Consider the following 17,174-nt stretch of genomic DNA (forward strand, 5'->3'; position numbering starts at 1 on the left):
CGACATCCCCCACCCGGACTGAAACCCCCGCGTTCGGCGCCACGTTGAATCCTCGGTGGAATTTCCTCCGGTTGAATCGCGTCGAGGCACACGGCGCATGGGCGACAATGTGCGCGTCCAGACATTGTCCAGAAGCTCTCGTAGCGAGCCTGGGGTTCCCTGTGATCCGAGTGATCAGGGACTCCACATGGCCGCTCGGCTTGACGAGCAGAGCCCGGCTCACCTTTCGGATGAAAGATCAGCGTTGGTAGCTGTAGCTGTAGTTGCCATACGGCGTGGTGCAGGTGGTGGTGTTGCCCTTCTGCACACAGCTGGTGCCCGGAGCCCGGTAGCTGAAGGATCCCTCGTCACGCGGGGTCTTCGAACTGGGCTTCTGCGTCGTGGACTTGTTCTTCTTCTTGGAGATCACGGGCTGCTCGGAGATCACCTCGCCGTCGCGGGTGATCACCAACTCCTTGGAGTTGATGGTGTAGACGTGGCCATCGTTCTCCTCGGTCTCGTACGTCCCGGCGGAGATGCGGTGGGCGGGCAGGGTGATCGACCCGGCCGCGCTAGAGCCGCGGTAGTAGACCTGCCCGGAGACCTTGCACAGCTTCACGCGCGACTGCTTGGTCCGATACGTCGCGAAGCAGTTGTCCCTTTTCTCTTGAACTGCCGAGCTATGTGACTGGGCAGGTTGAACCGAGGGGGCCGCAGCAGCGGCCGTAGCCCCGAGGCACAGGCATGAGCCCGCCAAGGCTAAAGCGACGAGAGCATTACGCATCGGTAATCACCTCGGGGTAATTCTTGGCAGATGGCGTCGGGGTGTGAAGAGTCGAAGGGCCTTGGGAGGGCCAACCAGCCGGGCGGGGCGCTTCGGGACCGCACCGAACGGTCGACATTGGACTCTTGGCCGCGCATTTGCCGTGGATCGTCGTGCACGCCCTGGCCGCACCGGACACGGCCGGACTGCAAAGCAAAGACCCCGTGACCGCATCTCTGCTGGTCACGGGGTGCTCACCTCCACATCCCGTCGGTGCAGAGATGAGGAGATGATGGCGCACGGCTTCCGGGGCCATGGCGGTCTGGACTGCACCGATCGAACTTGGCGGCTGGTACGTATCAGAAGCCGAGAAAGCAAGCTCTTGCGATGAGTTCCCGCGTTACCGCGAGTCTGCATCTGGCGGAGACGCTTGCCACCGAAGGAGGAGATCGTGGGCGATGATGTCTGGTCGATCGTGCACGCGGAGCGTGCGGCGCTGATCGACGACCTCGAGAACCTCAACGACGAACGGTGGAACGAGGCGTCGCTGTGCGAGGACTGGAGCGTGCACGACGTGGCCGCCCATCTGGTCAGCTCAGCCCGGACGACGCGGCTCGGTTTCGTGGTTAACCTCGCTCGGGCGCGATTCGACTTTCACCGCCAGAATGCCCGCGGAGTCGAACGTGAGCGCGGTGCCTCACCGCAGGAGACGCTGGAGCGGCTTCGTCAGGTGGCATCGCGGAGGTCGACCCCACCCGGGCCCGTCGACAGCCGGCTTGTCGAACAGGTCGTCCACGGCGAGGACATTCGCCGACCTCTGGGCCTCACCCGCTCCTACCCGAATGAGGCCGTCGTCAGATCGCTGCGCCTGCAGGCTCGCACCCCAGCCTTCTTCGGCGGCGCCAAGGAACTCGCGGCCCGCGCGCGGCTGACAGCAACGGACGCCGACGTGTCATGCGGCGATGGTCCGGAGGTGAGAGGCCCCACGCTGCCACTGCTCCTGGCCATTTCCGGGCGGCGGGTGGCATTGGACTACCTCGACGGACCGGGAGTCGACGAGCTAGCCGCCGCGATGTGACTATCCGCGCCGGCCACACCGCCCGGAGCGGGGACTGTGCGCGCTACGACATGTCCCGTTGGGGTAGCGAGCGTCATCTGGCCGAGGTGATGGTTCACAGACATCAGGCTCCAGAACAGCAGTCCGATCCCAAGCTGGTACCAGCCCGACCAACTGCGGGGGTGCACAGTAGATCACCGACGATCATGCTCGCCCCTGCCAACAGCAGGGCTAGAGTCAATGTCCGGCCTGGCATTCGCTTCACGGGGTTCTCCCAACATCGAGCTACTCCACTTAGCGGCAGGAACAGGCTCGCGAGCGGGCATGATTCAGGGCTGAATCGGCGATGAGAGCGTCTTTAGACGCTGATCGAGCGACCAGAAGGCGGTACGAGCGGCCTTGCGGCGCGGCTTGAACCCCAGTCGCCGAGATGAGGCGCATCCGGCCCAGGTTGAGCGATGGCTTCGTTGGGTGCAGGACAACAGCCGGCGTGGGCTGAGCTCGCTGAGCCAGATGTGCTTCGGGGGCTCCTGGGTGCGCTCGAGCTCAAGCTTGATGGCACGCGAGCGGCGGCCGACACGATCCGTCTGCGGCGGACGACGTTGGGGAATGCCTTGGAGTACGCCGTCGAGACGAAAGCCTTGGGCGAGAACCCGCTATCGGAGGTGCGGGTGAAGAAGCACCGGGCGAAGCTGCATCAGGTCGACCGTCGAAGCGTCGTCAACCCGGTGCAGGCTCGACAGCGGTCGGAGATCGGAGCCGAGTGGACCGACTCTCGAACCCGGAGCGAGCAGCGCTCTCTGAAGCACCGAGAAGACAGCAGAGCTGACGCAGTACTTGCATGACCACCTCACCAAGTTCGGGACATCACCGGACGGTCGTCTCTTCCGAGGACGACGCAACGGCGGCCGGATCTCCAGCACGGCCTACGGCAGGGCCTGGGCGAAGGCCCGAGAAGCAGCGTTCAGTCCGGAGCAGGTTCTGTCGCCGTTGGGGAAGCGTCCTTATGACCTTAGCCATGCTGCGGTGTCCACGTGGCTCAACGGCGGGGTCGAGGCGACTCGCGTCGCGGAGTGGGCTGGCCACAGCGTGGGGGTGCTGCTCCGCGTCTACGCGAAGTGTCTGGACGGCGGCGAGCAGGCAGCCCGCCAGCGGGTGGAACACGCGCTAAGCAGGGCCTGATTTTTGTCCGTGCATTTACCGTGGACCGTCGGACAGCACCGGACACAGCCGGACTGCAAAGCAAAGACCCCGTGACCGCTTTGGTGCTGGTCACGGGGTCTTTTTCCTGCTTGTGCCGGGTGGAGGATTCGAACCTCCGAAGGCAATGCCGGCTGATTTACAGTCAGCTCCCTTTGGCCGCTCGGGCAACCCGGCGTGCTCGCCAGCGTGCTGGCTTGCGAGAAAAGAATACAGACCAGTCGTCGCGGTTCCTCAGCGGGGGTGCGGCTCAGGCTTCTTCTGGGCGGAAGACCAGGTCGTCGGCCTTGGCCTCGCCCGCGCGCAGGATTTCGCGGGCCTCGTCGTCGAGGGTGGCGGGGAAGTCCGGGCCCGCTGCCTTGATCAGGACCATGAGGCGTTTCGCCAGGCCGCGGGCTTGGGTGAGGCGGATCTGGTCGGCCGTCAGCAGCTGGCGGGACTCGTCGAGCATCTTGCGGTAGCGGTGGTTGAGTTCCGCGCGGGAGTCGAGGAGTTCCAGGGCTCGCGTGAGATCCGCGAGTTCCGACGTTTCGACCTGGACGAAGTACGGATCGAGCACGCGCACGACCCTACTGGTGGCGGAACGACGTCGGCGGTGCTGCTCAGCGGCTTCGCCGGGTTAGCGTGGTGGCATGGCCATCGACCGCGCGGCACGCGCGAAGCGGCGCGAGGAGTTGCGGGCCGCCGCGCCCGCACCCGTTCCGGAGCGCTCCAGCGCGGGGAGCGCGGCGATGGAGGTCGAGGGGCTGTTCAACGTGGGGGTCAAGCACCAGCTCGACCACCTCGCCTGGGTCGAGGTGGCGAAGGAGGAGGAACGGGAGTCCGGAGCCGGCCCGCTCGACCTGGACTCCAACGTGGTGCGGCTCAAACCCGCGGATTCGGCCTAGACCAGCCCACGGCTGATGCGCGCGGTCGGCCCGACTCCGTATGTTCGAAGTGTGCCCTCGAGCGCTCCATCCACCCCAGGGTCCGCCACCGACGTCGGCCCCGGCTACCGCGACCACCTGCACTGGCAGCGTTACCAGGCGTTCTTCCCCGGCGCGCTGCGCCTGAGCGCCGACAACGCACCCGACGAGCAGTGGTGGCAGTGGCGCGGGCTGAAGGTGCACGTGGACCGCGTCGAGCGCGCCGGCGCTCCCGCCAAGGTCATCGCGCTGCACGGCGTCGGCACCTACGGGCGGATGCTCGCCCCCTACGGCAGGCTGCCCGCGCTGGCCGACCTCGACTACATCGCCCCCGACCTGCCCGGATTCGGCCTGACCGGGACACCGCTGCTCGGCGCGACCTACTCGGACTGGCTGAACTGCGCGCGCGACCTGGTGGAGCGCGAGAAGGCGCGCGATTCGCGTCCCGTCGTGCTGCTGGGCGTGAGCACCGGGGGCCGGCTCGCCTACGACGTCGCGGCGAGCACCGAGGTCGACGGCGTCATCGCCACTTGCCTGGCCGACCCGTGCCGCGACGAGGTCCGGCGGGTGCTGGCCGCGCGACCCGAGATGGCGCGCTGGGCCGGTCTGCTCTCGCTCGTGCGCGAACCGCTGTCGGCGGTGCGGCTGCCCGTGCACTGGCTGGTCAACATCGCTGCGGTGTCCAACCAGACCCAGTACGCCAACCTCGCTTGGGCCGACGAGCTCGCCGGTGGTGGTTGGATCTCGCTGCGCTTCGCCCGCAGCTGCCTGTCCACCGCACCGGCCCTGCCGCCCGAGCGCTTCAGCGGAACTCCGCTGCTGCTCGCGCACCCCGATGAGGACCGCTGGACGCCGCCGCTGCTGTCGGAGGAGTTCTTCGACCGGATCGCCGGGCCGACCCGCACGACCGCGCTGCGCGGGTCCGGCCACCTGCCCGTCGAGGAGTCCGGGCTGGCCGACCTGGACCGCGCTGTGCGTGACTTCCTGGACGAGTTCGATCTACAAGGATGACTTCTTGTGGTCATACCGAATACGTACCGTTACCTCTATCTGATGTTGTTGCGGTGATCCTCACAAAGTTGTGGGTGAGCCGCGAGAAGCCCAAGGGCTTCTTGCGCTCCACCGTGCTCGGCGAAATACCCGCAGGTCAGAGTGGCCTTGAAGGAAAGCGCTGCCGCGCCACCCGCCGGTTGAACTCATCTGATGCGTGCATCCGGAGTGTGCCGGGAGGGCCATTCGACCCTGGCCATCCGTGCTCTCGTGCGTCACGATCGGCGGACGGACACATATGGTACGGCCGTATCGCCAGCGGGAGGAGCGTGGATGATCGAGCGTCACCGCTCCCTCGGTCCGCATTCCGGTCTGGAACCATCCAGGCCACCGGTCAGAGCCGAAGTCGATCCGGTGCGCCGCCGGATGTTCGCGACCTTCTCCTTCGTGGTGCTCGCCGCGGGCGTGGGGGTCTCCCTGCTCACCGCGGGCGGTCTCGAAGCGCGCTACACCCCTGAACTGCTGTTCATCGGTCCGCTGCTGGCCGTCGGGTTCCTGCTCGCCGAGCAGCTGACCATCGACGTCGACGTCAAGCGCGTCGGCTGGACCATCTCCTTCACCGAGATCCCGCTGCTGCTCGGCCTGCTCACCGCGCCGTTCGAAGTGGTGCTCGCGGCGAACCTGCTGGCCGGGCTCGGCGCCCAGGTGGGAAGGCGCGCCGCCACCCACGTCGTCTACAACGCCGGTGTGCTGTGCCTGGAGATCGCGGTGCCGTTCGCGGTCGCCAACCTGGTCAACCAGGCCCTCATCGGCGTCGCCCCCGACTGGTTCGGTCCCGTCGTCGGCACCCTGACCTCGCCGCTGATCAGCTGCGGGTTCGCGCTGGCCGCGCTGACCGTGCTGGGCGGTGCGATGAAGGTCGCCGCGGGCGCGCGACTGGCCGCGCGCACGCTGGCCGTCGGCCTGCTCAACACCTCCGTGGGCCTCATCGGGTACGAGGTCGCCATCGGCACGCCGTGGGGATGGCTGCTGGTCGGGCTCGTCGCCGTCGCCGTGATCGGCCTCTACCGCGCCTACTCCGACCTGCTGCGCGAGCAGCGCGACCTGGAAGCGCTCAGCGACGTCAGCCTCAGCGTGGCCCGCTCCGGGCAGGGCGCGCAGACCTCGCCCGACCCCGTCGGCGAGCAGGCCGTGCCGGTCGGCGAGTGGGAACCCGTCGCCGAGCGGATCCGCGAGCAGCTCAACGCCACCCGGGTCGTGCTGCGGCTGCGGCTGGACCCGCGCGGCGAGGTCACCACGCTGGTCGCCGGTGAGGTCATGCCGGACGCCGCGGTCCAGGCAGCGCCGGACGCGCTGCGCGACGATCCGCTGCTGCAACTCCCCGGCAGCCACGTGCGGTCCTTCCGGACCCTCGAAGCGCCGGAGGAGGTCCGCCGCGCGCTGCGGCAGCGCGGTGCCTACGAGGCGCTCGTGGTCCCGCTCCGGGGCGCCAGCCAGCTGCTCGGCGCGGTGGAGGTCCACGACCGGGTCAGCCGCTGGCGCGGGTTCGGCCGCGCCGACGTGCGGCTCCTGCACACCCTGGCCAGTCACCTCGCCACCGCGATGGACAACCGCAGGCTGCTGGCCAGGCTGCGGCACGACGCCTACCACGATCCGCTGACCGGGCTGCTCAACCGCACCGGCTTCCGCGAGATCTCCGGAGACGAGCTCCGCGCCGGCCGCGCCGCCGTCGTGCTGCGGGTCGACCTGGACCTGCTCACCACGGTCAGCGAAGCCCTCGGCTACACCTGGGGTGACCGGATGGTGGTCGCCGCGGGGCAGCGGATGCGCGAAGCCCTCGGTGACGCACCGCTGGCGCGCCTGGAGGCCAACTCCTTCGCCGTGCTCCTGCTCGACCACACCGAGGAGCAGGCGCACCAGGTGGCGCTGCAGCTGTGCGACGTGATCGCCATGTCCTACCCGCTGGACCGGATAGTGGTGGAGGCCGCCGGGGTCGCCGGCTACGCCTCCTCGGCACCCGCCGACGGTGAGGCCGAGACCGACGTCGACACGCTGCTCCAGCACGCCGATGTGGCGGTGCGGGCCGCGCGCAACGGCGAGGACGGCGTGCGCTGCTACGCCCCGGCCATGGGCCAGGTGTTCCTGCGCCGCTTCCAGCTGGTCACCCAGTTCCGGCAGGCGCTGGACACCGGTCAGGTCGAGGTGCACTACCAGCCGAAGGTGGCGCTGCCGGAACGTCAGGTCGTCGGCGCCGAGGCCCTGGTGCGCTGGTCGCACCCCGAGTACGGGCGGCTGGACCCGGACGAGTTCGTGCCGCTGGTGGAGGCCACCGGGCTGGTCGACGCGCTCACCGCGTTCGTCCTGGAGTGCGCGCTGGTCAAGATCCGGCAGTGGCTGGACCGCGGGTTGCGGATGTCGGTGGCGGTGAACCTGTCGGTGCGCAACCTCGCCGACGAGACTTTCCCCGAGCGGGTCGCCGAGGCGCTCGAACGCCACGACATCCCGCCCGAGCTGCTCACCCTGGAGCTGACCGAGTCCAGCGTTATGGCCGACAAGGAGCGGTCGTTGCCGGTCCTGCGGAGGCTGCACGCGATGGGCGTGGTGCTCGCGGTGGACGACTTCGGAACCGGCTACTCGTCGCTGGCCTACCTGCGGCAGCTGCCGGTGGACGAGGTCAAGATCGACAAGAGCTTCGTGCTGGGCATGGGAACCGATCTCAGCGATCTGGCGGTGGTCCGCACGATCGTCGAGCTCGGCCACTCCCTGGACCTCGCCGTGGTCGCCGAGGGCGTCGAGGACGACGCCGCGCGCGATCAGCTGGTGGGCATGGGCTGCGACGTGGCCCAGGGCTACCTGATCTCCCGCCCGCTGTCCGAGGAGCGCTTCGAGGCGTGGCTGCAGGCCCGCACCAAGCGCGACCGGGGCAGCCGCGAGGAGACCGTGCTCACACTCCTGCACTGATGTCCGAATTCGCCCGTTCCGGTGGGGTGCCCTGCGAAAAGACGGCCGTGACCTGCGTTTTCGCAAAAAGGCACCCCCCTGTTTCGGGGGGTTCGGCAGGTGTGTAAAGTTCTAATCGCTCCGCAAGGGCACGCCCCAATAGCTCAGTCGGCAGAGCGTCTCCATGGTAAGGAGAAGGTCTACGGTTCGATTCCGTATTGGGGCTCGAAAGGCAGCCGCGGTGCTCGGTAAACTGGGTGCTGTGGCTGTTTTGCGTGGGATATCCTGCGTCGCTTGAGGCAACCGGTGCACACCGCGGCCTCGGCATGGCGGTGTAGCTCAGTCGGTAGAGCAAGCGGCTCATAATCGCTGTGTCGCCGGTTCAAGTCCGGCCACCGCTACCAGTCACGGGTTCGCAAGGATCTCTCCAGCGAACCGACCCGTTACGACCGAGAGAAAGGCACCCCCGTGGCCGCCACCGACGTTCGACCCAAGATCACGCTGGCGTGCGAGGAGTGCAAGAACCGCAACTACATCACCAACAAGAACCGGCGCAACAACCCGGACCGCTTGGAGATGAAGAAGTTCTGCATGAACTGCGGCACGCACAAGCTCCACAAGGAGACCCGCTGACCCCAGCGGTTCCTTCGGAACGCCTTCGAGAGCCCGTCCCCGGTTGATCCGGGGGCGGGCTCTTCTCGTTGCCCTGGCAGCTCGGAAGGTCAAAGCGGGTCCGCCGATCCGGGTCGGACCTAGTAACCTTCCCGCGTGCCGCTCGACCAGTCATTCATCGGACGTGAATACCCGCCCACCGAGCCCTACGAGGTGGGCCGGGAGAAGATCCGCGAGTTCGCCCGCGCGATCAAGGACGACTCCCCGCTGCACCGCGACGTGGAGGCCGCCAAGTCCGCCGGCTACCCGGACGTGATCGCGCCACCGACCTTCGCGGTGATCCTCTCGATGGCCGCGCAGGACCAGATCGTCGAGGACGACCAGCTCGGTGTGGACTACAGCCGGCTGGTGCACGGCCAGCAGGACTTCGTCCACCACCGGCCGATCCGCGCCGGTGACCGGCTGCTGACGGTCGCGCACGTCGACGACATCAAGACCCGCGCGGGCAACGACTTCCTGACCATCCGCGTGGAGATCACCACCACCGACGGGGAGCAGGTCTGCACCGCCACGTCGATGTTGGTCGTGAGGGGGCCTGAGGCGTGAAGCTGTCGGAGATCAACGTCGGGGACGAGCTGCCGCCGCTGAGCGTGCCGCTGGAGCGGTCCGATCTGGTCCGCTACGCGGGCGCCTCGGGCGACTTCAACCCCATCCACTGGAACGAGCGGTTCGCCAAGGAGGTCGGCCTCCCGGACGTGATCGCCCACGGGATGCTGACCATGGCGCTGGCCGGACGGCTGGTGAGCAGCTGGACGGGCGACCCGGGCGCGATCGTGCGCTACGGCGTGCGCTTCACCCGTCCGGTGGTCGTCCCGGACGACGGCAGCGGCGCCGTGGTGGAGCTCGGCGGCAAGGTCGCGAAGATCAACGACGACGGCACGATCAAGGTCAACATCACCGCGAAGTCCGCCGATCAGGGCGTGCTGGGCGGCGCTTCGGCCACGGTCCGCATCCCCGCGTGACGCACTGCGCTCACCAGCGGCGAAGTCGTCTTCTCGCCAACACGGGGGGTGCCGTTGGAGAAGCGTTCTCCACGTGCCGTACACTTTCGAACCTGGGATGCCTGAGCACCTTGAAACCACAGTTTCAGGGCTGGTGAAGGGCGTCCCGACTTTGCGGTCGGGCTTCACAGGCCGCAGAGGGGTGTAGCTCAATTGGCAGAGCAGCGGTCTCCAAAACCGCAGGTTGCAGGTTCAAGTCCTGTCACCCCTGCGTCGATGCGACGGTGAGCGGAGGATGGTCGTGAGCGAGGACCGCGAGCAGGGCCAGGACGGAGCGCGCGAGGGCGCACGTCCGTCCAGCGCCGCGGCGCGGCGCGAGCGTCGTGCTTCCGCCCGTTCCCAGTCGGGCTCCGGTCCGGCGCGCACAACTGAGTCGAAGGGTCGGCCCACTCCCTCGCGGGATGGCCGGCAGGGTCGGGTTTCGCTGTTCCGGAAGATCGGACGCTTCCTGCGCGAGGTCGTCGCCGAGCTGCGCAAGGTCATCTGGCCGACACGCAAGGCGCTGATGACCTACACGCTTGTGGTGCTGGTGTTCGTCAGCATCATGGTGGCGTTCGTCGCGGGCGTGGACGTGCTCTTCGCGAAGGGCGTGGGCTGGCTGTTCGGCACTGGCTGAACCTCCGGGCCCGCCTAAGTGGTGCCGGCGGCGAAACAACGACCCGGCACGCAACGCACGAGAGGAAGCGAGACCGACTGTGACCTCGCACGAGGAGACCTCCAAGGAAGCCACCGGCCTCACCGACGAGCAGGTGCAGCCCGAGGCTGCCGAAGCCGGGGCCGTGTCCGTCGAGGCTGAAGCGGCCGGCGCAGTCGATTCCTCGGAAACCGACTCCGCCGAAGAGGCCGACGACACCGCGGCCGACGACACCGAGGCCGCTGACGGTGAAGAGACCGCGTCCGAGGACGCGGAAGCCGACGAGACCGACGCCGAAGAAGCCGACGCTGACGAGGCGGAAGCCGAAGAGGTGGACCCGGTCGAGGAGCTGCGCGCCGCGCTGCGCCGCGCGCCCGGCGACTGGTACGTGATCCACTCCTACGCGGGTTACGAGAACAAGGTCAAGACCAACCTCGAGACCCGTGCTCAGACGCTCGACGTCGAGGACTACATCTTCCAGGTCGAGGTGCCGACCGAAGAGGTCACCGAGATCAAGAACGGCCAGCGTAAGATGGTGCAGCGCAAGGTGCTGCCCGGCTACATCCTGGTTCGGATGGATCTCAACGACCAGTCGTGGAGCGCCGTGCGCAACACGCCGGGTGTGACCGGATTCGTCGGTGCGACCTCCAAGCCTTCGCCGCTGACCATTGACGACGTGCTGAAGTTCCTCGCGCCGCAGGTCGAGGAGAAGAAGCCGGAAGCGGGCAAGAAGGCCGGCGCGGGTCAGACCGCCGCCGCGACCAAGACCGCGGTCGAGGTCGACTTCGAGGTCGGCGAGTCCGTCACCGTGATGGATGGCCCGTTCGCGACGCTGCCGGCCACCATCAACGAGGTCAACGCCGACGCCCAGAAGCTCAAGGTGCTGGTGTCGATCTTCGGCCGCGAGACCCCGGTCGAGCTTTCGTTCGACCAGGTCTCCAAGCTCTGACCGCTCTCCCGTCTGCGGGAGCGCGGCGGGCTGCGCGTGGATCTGGCAGGACCCGCGCAGCAGGGGCGATTCCACCGTCTCGTGGTCTCGCCAGATTCGGTGCCGCCTTCCGGCGGGATCGAGCAACCGGATAGCGAAGACACAGGAAGCAAACATGCCGCCCAAGAAGAAGAAGCTGGCAGGGATCATCAAGCTGCAGATCCAGGCCGGCCAAGCCAACCCGGCTCCGCCGGTCGGTCCGGCGCTGGGTCAGCACGGCGTCAACATCATGGAGTTCTGCAAGGCGTACAACGCGGCCACCGAGGCTCAGCGTGGCAACGTCGTGCCGGTTGAGATCTCCGTGTACGAGGACCGGTCCTTCGACTTCAAGCTGAAGACCCCGCCGGCCGCGAAGCTGCTGCTCAAGGCCGCTGGTGTGCAGAAGGGCTCCGGCGAGCCGCACAAGTCCAAGGTCGGCAAGGTCTCCATGGAGCAGGTCAAGGAGATCGCGCAGACCAAGATGGAAGACCTCAACGCCAACGACATCGACCAGGCCGCGAAGATCATCGCCGGTACTGCTCGTTCGATGGGCCTGACGGTCGAAGCCTGAGCCGCTGCCGGTTCCACCGGCGCGCACGGGTAGTGGGAGGGCTCATGCGCAGCCCGACCAACCACAACTGATCCAACCTGACTCTTAGGACAGAAATGGCACAGCGCAGCAAGGCATACCAGCAGGCGGCCGAGCTCGTCGACCGGGAGCGTCTCTACACCCCGTCGGAAGCCGCCGAGCTGGCGAAGAAGACCACCAAGGTCAAGTACGACGCCACCGTCGAGGTCGCTCTGCGGCTGGGCGTCGACCCCCGCAAGGCAGACCAGATGGTCCGCGGCACCGTGAACCTGCCGCACGGCACTGGTAAGACTGCCCGCGTCATCGTGTTCGCCACCGGCGACAAGGCCGCTGAGGCCGAGGCCGCCGGCGCGGACGCGGTTGGTTCCGAGGACCTGATCGAGCGCATTCAGGGCGGCTGGCTCGATTTCGACGCGGCGATCGCCACCCCGGACCAGATGGCCAAGGTCGGCAAGATCGCTCGGGTTCTCGGCCCGCGCGGCCTGATGCCGAACCCGAAGACCGGCACCGTCACCCCGAACGTCACCAAGGCGGTCGCGGACATCAAGGGCGGTAAGATCAACTTCCGCGTCGACAAGCAGGCCAACCTGCACTTCATCATCGGCAAGGCGTCGTTCGACACCGAGAAGCTGGTGGAGAACTACGCGGCGGCGCTGGACGAGATCCTGCGCGCCAAGCCGTCGGCGTCGAAGGGCCGGTACCTGAAGAAGGTCACCTTCACGACCACGATGGGCCCGGGCATCCCGGTGGACCCGGCCGCCACGCGCGTGTCGGCTTCCGCCTGACCCGATATCCCTTCGAAAGAGGGCGAGCGCTCCACGAGCGCTCGCCCTCTTTCGCATTCCACGACGATTCTTGTCAAACCAGCATGATCGATATCCCATTTGCTCCGGACGGTTTTGAACAAAACAGACCCGCTTCGGCGAAATGGTGACGGGGAGTGCCGAGGCCATCACTCCGGAACGACGATGGGGGCCGTTCCGACAATTGCGCGGTCAGGGGCAGGCGGAACTGGTCAGGGCGTAAGCGGAGATGGTCCAACCGCCTTGTGGTGTGCGGGTGAGTTTGAAAGTCCCGAGGCCCGGACCGCCGCTGACTCGGATCCGGCAACCCGGCACTTGGGCTTCCGGTCCCGCTTCCACGATGGCGTCGTGGGCGAATTTCGGATTCGCGTAGGCGTTGAGGTCGGTGATCTGGCCGTGCACCGCTCGCGCCGCGCCCGCGCAGTCGGGGGCGCCGTGGGCGGCGGCGAAGTCGGCCTTGCCCTGGTCGTCGAACAGCGCGCACGCCTGCTCCGGCGGTTCGGCCCGCAGGTAGTTGAAGACGCTGCGAATGGCCTGCTGCGGGTTCTGCGCGGTCATCGGCACCGAGTCGACCGGTGCGCTCCCGCCTGAGCCGTTGCCGCTCGACGAGCCGTCGCTGCCGCCGAAGTAGTGGTCGTAGGCGAGGTTCAGCAGGAGCAGCGCGACGAGGACGTAGAGGATCCGCCGCACCCACTTGCGGCGGAGCAGGCCGAGAGCCTTCTTCCACCACGGCTTCTCGGGCGCCGGGGTGGCCGTGCCGTCGCCCTGGGAAGCCTGCCACTCCTTGAACCGCTTGAACTCCAGGAACTCCTGGTACTCCGGGTCGTCGGCCGCCTTCACGGCGTCGCCGCGCGGAGCCGGTTCCGGGGGCCGGTCGTGCTCGGCGACGTCGACGACCTCGGCGTCGACGATCTCGGGCAGGTTGTCGGAGCGCGGTTCCCGCTGATCAGCCACGCACACATGATGCCGGGCGACGGGGGGCCGGTGGAAGCGCCCGTCCCGAGTCGAGTACTCTTGTTGAGGTTCCACCCAAGACCGCTGGTCTTCCTCCCGGCTCGGCAACGAGCGGGACGGAACGAAGGTCCCGTGAGATGCGGGCGGCCCGCGCAGGAGGGACGAGGCTGGTCACGCGTGTCTTGTCGCGCGCGCACCGATTTTCACGCCCCGTGCTGCCCTGCGCCGGGGCGTTTTGTCGTCTCAGGACCGACTGGATGGGTCAGCCACAGTCGGAAACAGAGAGGAGGCGACATGGCGAAGTCCGACAAGGTCGATGCGGTCAGCGAGATCTCGGAGAAGTTCAACAACTCCACCGCTGCCGTTGTGACCGAGTACCGCGGGCTCTCGATGGCTCAGCTGTCTGAGCTGCGCCGCGCGCTCGGTTCGAACGTGAGCTACCGTGTCGCGAAGAACACGCTGGTCAAGCGTGCCGCCGAGCAGTCGGGCGTCGAGGGTCTCGACGACCTGTTCGTCGGCCCGACCGCGATCGCCTTCGTCGAGGGCGAGCCGGTCGACGCAGCCAAGGCGATCAAGGAATTCGCCAAGGGCAACCAGAACCTGGTGGTCAAGGGCGGGTACATGGACGGCCGCGCGCTGTCCGTGTCCGAGGTCGACAGCATCGCCGACCTCGACTCGCGCGAAGTCACGCTGGGCAAGCTGGCCGGTGCCATGAAGGCCAAGATGAACCAGACCGCAGCGCTGTTCGTCGCACCTGCTTCGCAGGTCGCTCGCATGGCCGCCGCCCTTCAGGAGAAGAAGGGCGAGTAAGACTCTCCGCAGTCCGCAGTGGACGGTGCGTGAGAGCGCGCCGCCGATGCGGGTCCGCGGACCGTCTTTCGCGCGACAACCCCCCACCGGGATGCCGACGGCATCCGGGCTTTGAGCAGAAAGGAACGCCGACATGGCGAAGCTGAGCAACGACGAGCTGCTGGACGTCTTCAAGGAGATGACCCTCCTGGAGCTGTCGGAGTTCGTGAAGCAGTTCGAGGAGACCTTCGACGTCACCGCCGCCGCCCCGGCCGCGGTCGCCGTTGCCCCGGCCGCCGGTGGCGAGGCCGCCGCCGCTGAGGAGCAGGACGAGTTCGACGTCGTCCTCGAGGGCGCCGGCGACAAGAAGATCCAGGTCATCAAGGTGGTCCGCGAGATCGTCTCCGGCCTGGGCCTGAAGGAGGCCAAGGAGCTCGTCGAGGGCACCCCGAAGGCCATCCTGGAGAAGGTCGACAAGGAGAAGGCCGAAGAGGCCAAGGGCAAGCTGGAAGAAGCCGGCGCCTCCGTCTCCGTCAAGTGACCCTGCTTTCCTGATCCGGCGCTCCCGCTGCGCGGCGGCGCGGACTGCTCAGGCGGTCCCCGCGCTCGCACTGGGATTGAAACCGGTTCTGGGTCTCTGACTCACGGTAAGAGAACGGGCACTCGCTGTTGCGGGTGCCCGTTCTCTTTTCCTTTGCGCGGAAACAAGGGCCTTTTTTCGGACGAATCCGAGATGGCTCCTTGATTTGTAGTGAACTGATGAGTAACCCTGCTGCGTCGAGCTCGTTGCATAGGTGTGACGCCAACTACCTTCGTTAGGCGCGTCACGTGTGCAAGGGTGCTCCTTCGGGGATGGATTGCCTCCCCGAAATCGGTGTAATCGAGGACGCGGAGGTTCCGATGGGCGTCGAGGTGGTTGTCGACGGGCTCTCGAAGTCCTTCGGCCCGCAGACCATCTGGCGGGACGTCTCGCTGAATCTGCCCCAGGGCGAGATCAGCGTGCTGCTCGGGCCTTCCGGCACCGGTAAGTCGGTGTTCCTGAAGTCGCTGGTGGGTCTGCTCAAGCCGGATGAGGGCAAGGTCGTCATCAACGGGACGGACATCTGCACTTGCTCGGAAAAGGATCTCTACGAGGTCCGGAAGCTTTTCGGCGTGCTGTTCCAGGACGGCGCGCTGTTCGGTTCGATGAACCTCTACGACAACATCGCGTTCCCGCTCCGCGAGCACACGCGCAAGAGCGAGTCCGAGATCCGCAACGTCGTGCTCGAGAAGATGGAGATGGTCGGTCTCATCGGTGCGGAGGACAAGCTCCCCGGTGAGATCTCGGGCGGCATGAAGAAGCGAGCCGGTCTGGCCCGCGCCCTCGTGCTCGACCCGGAGATCCTCCTGTTCGACGAGCCCGACTCCGGTCTGGACCCCGTCCGGACCGCGGTGCAGAACCAGCTGATCGTCGATCTCAACGCGCAGATCGACGCGACGTTCCTGATCGTCACCCACGACATCAACACCGCGCGTACCGTGCCGGACAACATCGGCATGCTCTACCGCCGCAACCTGGTGATGTTCGGCCCGCGCGAGGTGCTGCTGACCTCCGACGAGCCCGTGGTGGTGCAGTTCCTCAACGGCCGCCCCGACGGCCCGATCGGCATGAGCGAGGAGAAGGACACCGCGCTGGTGGAGGCGGAGCTGGCCAAGCACGGCCGGCCCCAGGTGCCGCCGATGATGCCGCAGCTGGAGGTCAGCCCCGGACTGCCGGACCGCACCGCGGTGCACCGCCGCAAGGACCGCGTGCTGCGCCAGCTGCGCTCGCTGAACCCCTCCGCGCAGGAGGAGATCCTCAAGAGCCTGACGCCGGACGAGCTCGCCCTGTACGGGTTCGCTTCCCCTGCGACCGGTTCCTGGCCGCAGCAGCAGGCCGCCCCGCAGGCTCCCGCTCCGCAGGCGCCGCCGCAGCAGTTCCCGCCGCCGCAGCCGGCGCCGGCGCAGCAGCCCGCTCCTTCCCAGCCCCAGCAGCAGATGCGGCCCTCGCCGCACCCGCGCCAGCCGGAGGAGGAGCCGGCCTGGCCCGGTGGGCTGCAGGCCGAGGAGGAGACGGCGGGTTCTCGTCGTCGTTGGTTCGGCCGCAAGCGGGGTGAGCAGTGAGCGCGTCCCGGGCGCAGTTCCCCGGTGCCGGTGGGCTGCGCCAGACGGGTCGCCTGTTCGCGTTGGGGATGGACATCGTGCGGGCCATGCCCTCGCGACCGTTCCAGATCCGCGAGTTCATCCAGCAGTGCTGGTTCATCGCCAGCGTCACGATCCTGCCGACGGCGCTGGTCTCGATTCCCTTCGGCGCGGTCATCGCGCTTCAGCTGGGGTCGCTGACCAGGCAGATCGGTGCGCAGTCGTTCACCGGTGCCGCCAGCGTGCTGGCGATCATCCAGCAGGCCAGCCCGATCGTGACGGCGCTGCTGATCGCCGGTGCCGGTGGTTCGGCGATCTGCGCCGACCTGGGATCGCGCAAGATCCGCGACGAGATCGACGCGATGGAGGTGCTGGGCGTCTCGCCGATCCAGCGCCTCGTGGTGCCCCGGGTGCTGGCCGCGATGCTGGTCGCCGTGCTGCTCAACGGCATGGTCAGCGTCGTCGGCGTGGTCGGCGGTTACACCTTCAACGTGATCATGCAGGACGGTACGCCGGGCGCGTACATGGCCAGCTTCAACGCGCTGGCGCAGCTGCCGGACCTGTGGATCAGCGAGCTCAAGGCCCTGATCTTCGGCTTCTTGGCAGGCGTGGTGGCCGCCTTCCGGGGTTTGAACCCGCCACCAGGCCCGAAGGGCGTCGGGGACGCCGTGAACCAGTCGGTGGTGATCACCTTCCTGCTGCTGTTCGCGGTGAACTTCATCCTCACGACGCTGTACATGCAGCTGGTCCCGCCGAAGGGAATGTGATGGC

Annotated in this window: 19 protein-coding genes and 4 tRNA genes; 19 read left to right on the plus strand and 4 right to left on the minus strand. The window is 67.5% G+C overall.

Going from position 1 to position 17,174, the window contains the following annotated elements; all coding sequences use genetic code 11:
- Positions 1 to 238 precede the first annotated feature (238 nt).
- Positions 239 to 598, minus strand: a complete 360-nt coding sequence (locus E1181_RS11045) for a hypothetical protein (protein WP_132673901.1) — start codon at positions 596 to 598, stop codon at positions 239 to 241.
- Positions 599 to 1,193: 595 nt separating this feature from the next.
- Between E1181_RS11045 and E1181_RS11050 the strand changes: the two genes are divergently transcribed.
- Positions 1,194 to 1,820 (plus strand): maleylpyruvate isomerase family mycothiol-dependent enzyme, encoded by a 627-nt coding sequence (locus E1181_RS11050; RefSeq protein ID WP_132673902.1) that lies wholly within the window; start codon positions 1,194 to 1,196, stop codon positions 1,818 to 1,820.
- Between the two features lie 437 nt (positions 1,821 to 2,257).
- The gene (locus E1181_RS32075) at positions 2,258 to 2,644 is read left to right on the plus strand and encodes a hypothetical protein (RefSeq protein WP_235876679.1); all 387 of its coding nucleotides are present in this window, start codon (positions 2,258 to 2,260) and stop codon (positions 2,642 to 2,644) included.
- 450 nt (positions 2,645 to 3,094) lie between these two features.
- On the opposite strand, the gene E1181_RS11060 is transcribed toward E1181_RS32075, so the two are convergent.
- Together E1181_RS11060 and E1181_RS11065 are read right to left on the minus strand one after the other, a co-directional pair.
- Positions 3,095 to 3,176: transfer RNA gene (locus E1181_RS11060), tRNA-Tyr, on the minus strand.
- 73 nt (positions 3,177 to 3,249) lie between these two features.
- Positions 3,250 to 3,558 carry a hypothetical protein gene (locus E1181_RS11065; protein ID WP_235876680.1) on the minus strand — a complete coding sequence of 103 codons (309 nt, stop codon included), beginning with the start codon at positions 3,556 to 3,558 and terminating at the stop codon, positions 3,250 to 3,252.
- A 73-nt stretch (positions 3,559 to 3,631) separates the two neighbouring features.
- Between E1181_RS11065 and E1181_RS11070 the strand changes: the two genes are divergently transcribed.
- The 13 genes from E1181_RS11070 (at position 3,632) to rplA (ending at position 12,482) form a co-directional block, all read left to right on the plus strand.
- On the plus strand, positions 3,632 to 3,886 hold the full coding sequence (locus tag E1181_RS11070; protein ID WP_132673904.1) for a hypothetical protein: 255 nt from the start codon (positions 3,632 to 3,634) through the stop codon (positions 3,884 to 3,886).
- A gap of 51 nt (positions 3,887 to 3,937) precedes the next feature.
- On the plus strand, positions 3,938 to 4,915 hold the full coding sequence (locus E1181_RS11075) for an alpha/beta fold hydrolase (protein WP_235876681.1): 978 nt from the start codon (positions 3,938 to 3,940) through the stop codon (positions 4,913 to 4,915).
- 312 nt (positions 4,916 to 5,227) lie between these two features.
- Positions 5,228 to 7,855, plus strand: a complete 2,628-nt coding sequence (locus E1181_RS11080) for a putative bifunctional diguanylate cyclase/phosphodiesterase (protein WP_132673906.1) — start codon at positions 5,228 to 5,230, stop codon at positions 7,853 to 7,855.
- Between the two features lie 132 nt (positions 7,856 to 7,987).
- Positions 7,988 to 8,060 (plus strand) — tRNA-Thr (locus E1181_RS11085).
- A gap of 102 nt (positions 8,061 to 8,162) precedes the next feature.
- Positions 8,163 to 8,238, plus strand: a tRNA-Met gene (locus tag E1181_RS11090).
- Positions 8,239 to 8,302: 64 nt separating this feature from the next.
- Positions 8,303 to 8,467, plus strand: coding sequence for a 50S ribosomal protein L33 (gene rpmG / locus E1181_RS11095; protein ID WP_132621563.1), 165 nt, complete (start codon positions 8,303 to 8,305; stop codon positions 8,465 to 8,467).
- A gap of 135 nt (positions 8,468 to 8,602) precedes the next feature.
- On the plus strand, positions 8,603 to 9,052 hold the full coding sequence (locus E1181_RS11100; RefSeq protein WP_132673907.1) for a MaoC family dehydratase N-terminal domain-containing protein: 450 nt from the start codon (positions 8,603 to 8,605) through the stop codon (positions 9,050 to 9,052).
- Complete coding sequence (locus tag E1181_RS11105) at positions 9,049 to 9,468, plus strand: MaoC family dehydratase (RefSeq protein ID WP_132673908.1); 420 nt, start codon at positions 9,049 to 9,051, stop codon at positions 9,466 to 9,468. The genes E1181_RS11100 and E1181_RS11105 overlap by 4 nt, the downstream gene beginning before the upstream one ends.
- 177 nt (positions 9,469 to 9,645) lie before the next feature.
- Positions 9,646 to 9,718, plus strand: a tRNA-Trp gene (locus E1181_RS11110).
- Between the two features lie 30 nt (positions 9,719 to 9,748).
- On the plus strand, positions 9,749 to 10,123 hold the full coding sequence (gene secE / locus E1181_RS11115) for a preprotein translocase subunit SecE (RefSeq protein WP_132673909.1): 375 nt from the start codon (positions 9,749 to 9,751) through the stop codon (positions 10,121 to 10,123).
- Positions 10,124 to 10,202: 79 nt separating this feature from the next.
- Positions 10,203 to 11,090 (plus strand): transcription termination/antitermination protein NusG, encoded by an 888-nt coding sequence (gene nusG / locus E1181_RS11120; protein ID WP_132673910.1) that lies wholly within the window; start codon positions 10,203 to 10,205, stop codon positions 11,088 to 11,090.
- A gap of 154 nt (positions 11,091 to 11,244) precedes the next feature.
- On the plus strand, positions 11,245 to 11,679 hold the full coding sequence (gene rplK / locus E1181_RS11125) for a 50S ribosomal protein L11 (RefSeq protein WP_132621571.1): 435 nt from the start codon (positions 11,245 to 11,247) through the stop codon (positions 11,677 to 11,679).
- 95 nt (positions 11,680 to 11,774) lie between these two features.
- A complete protein-coding gene (gene rplA, locus E1181_RS11130) occupies positions 11,775 to 12,482 on the plus strand; it encodes a 50S ribosomal protein L1 (RefSeq protein WP_132673911.1) in 708 nt (235 codons plus the stop codon).
- A 210-nt stretch (positions 12,483 to 12,692) separates the two neighbouring features.
- On the opposite strand, the gene E1181_RS11135 is transcribed toward rplA, so the two are convergent.
- Positions 12,693 to 13,454, minus strand: coding sequence for a hypothetical protein (locus E1181_RS11135; protein WP_132673912.1), 762 nt, complete (start codon positions 13,452 to 13,454; stop codon positions 12,693 to 12,695).
- 294 nt (positions 13,455 to 13,748) lie between these two features.
- On the opposite strand from E1181_RS11135, the gene rplJ reads away from it, so the two are divergent.
- The 4 genes from rplJ to E1181_RS11155 all read left to right on the plus strand — a co-directional run bounded on the left by rplJ (position 13,749) and on the right by E1181_RS11155 (position 17,170).
- On the plus strand, positions 13,749 to 14,264 hold the full coding sequence (rplJ, locus tag E1181_RS11140; RefSeq protein ID WP_132673913.1) for a 50S ribosomal protein L10: 516 nt from the start codon (positions 13,749 to 13,751) through the stop codon (positions 14,262 to 14,264).
- A gap of 133 nt (positions 14,265 to 14,397) precedes the next feature.
- Positions 14,398 to 14,784 (plus strand): 50S ribosomal protein L7/L12, encoded by a 387-nt coding sequence (rplL, locus tag E1181_RS11145; RefSeq protein ID WP_132673914.1) that lies wholly within the window; start codon positions 14,398 to 14,400, stop codon positions 14,782 to 14,784.
- A 359-nt stretch (positions 14,785 to 15,143) separates the two neighbouring features.
- Positions 15,144 to 16,385, plus strand: coding sequence for an ABC transporter ATP-binding protein (locus tag E1181_RS11150; RefSeq protein WP_132673915.1), 1,242 nt, complete (start codon positions 15,144 to 15,146; stop codon positions 16,383 to 16,385).
- On the plus strand, positions 16,382 to 17,170 hold the full coding sequence (locus E1181_RS11155) for an MlaE family ABC transporter permease (RefSeq protein ID WP_132673916.1): 789 nt from the start codon (positions 16,382 to 16,384) through the stop codon (positions 17,168 to 17,170). Before E1181_RS11150 ends, E1181_RS11155 begins: the two co-directional genes overlap by 4 nt.
- The last annotated feature ends 4 nt before the right edge of the window (positions 17,171 to 17,174 follow it).

It is taken from the genome of Saccharopolyspora terrae, assembly GCF_004348435.1.
Lineage (GTDB): Bacteria > Actinomycetota > Actinomycetes > Mycobacteriales > Pseudonocardiaceae > Saccharopolyspora > Saccharopolyspora endophytica.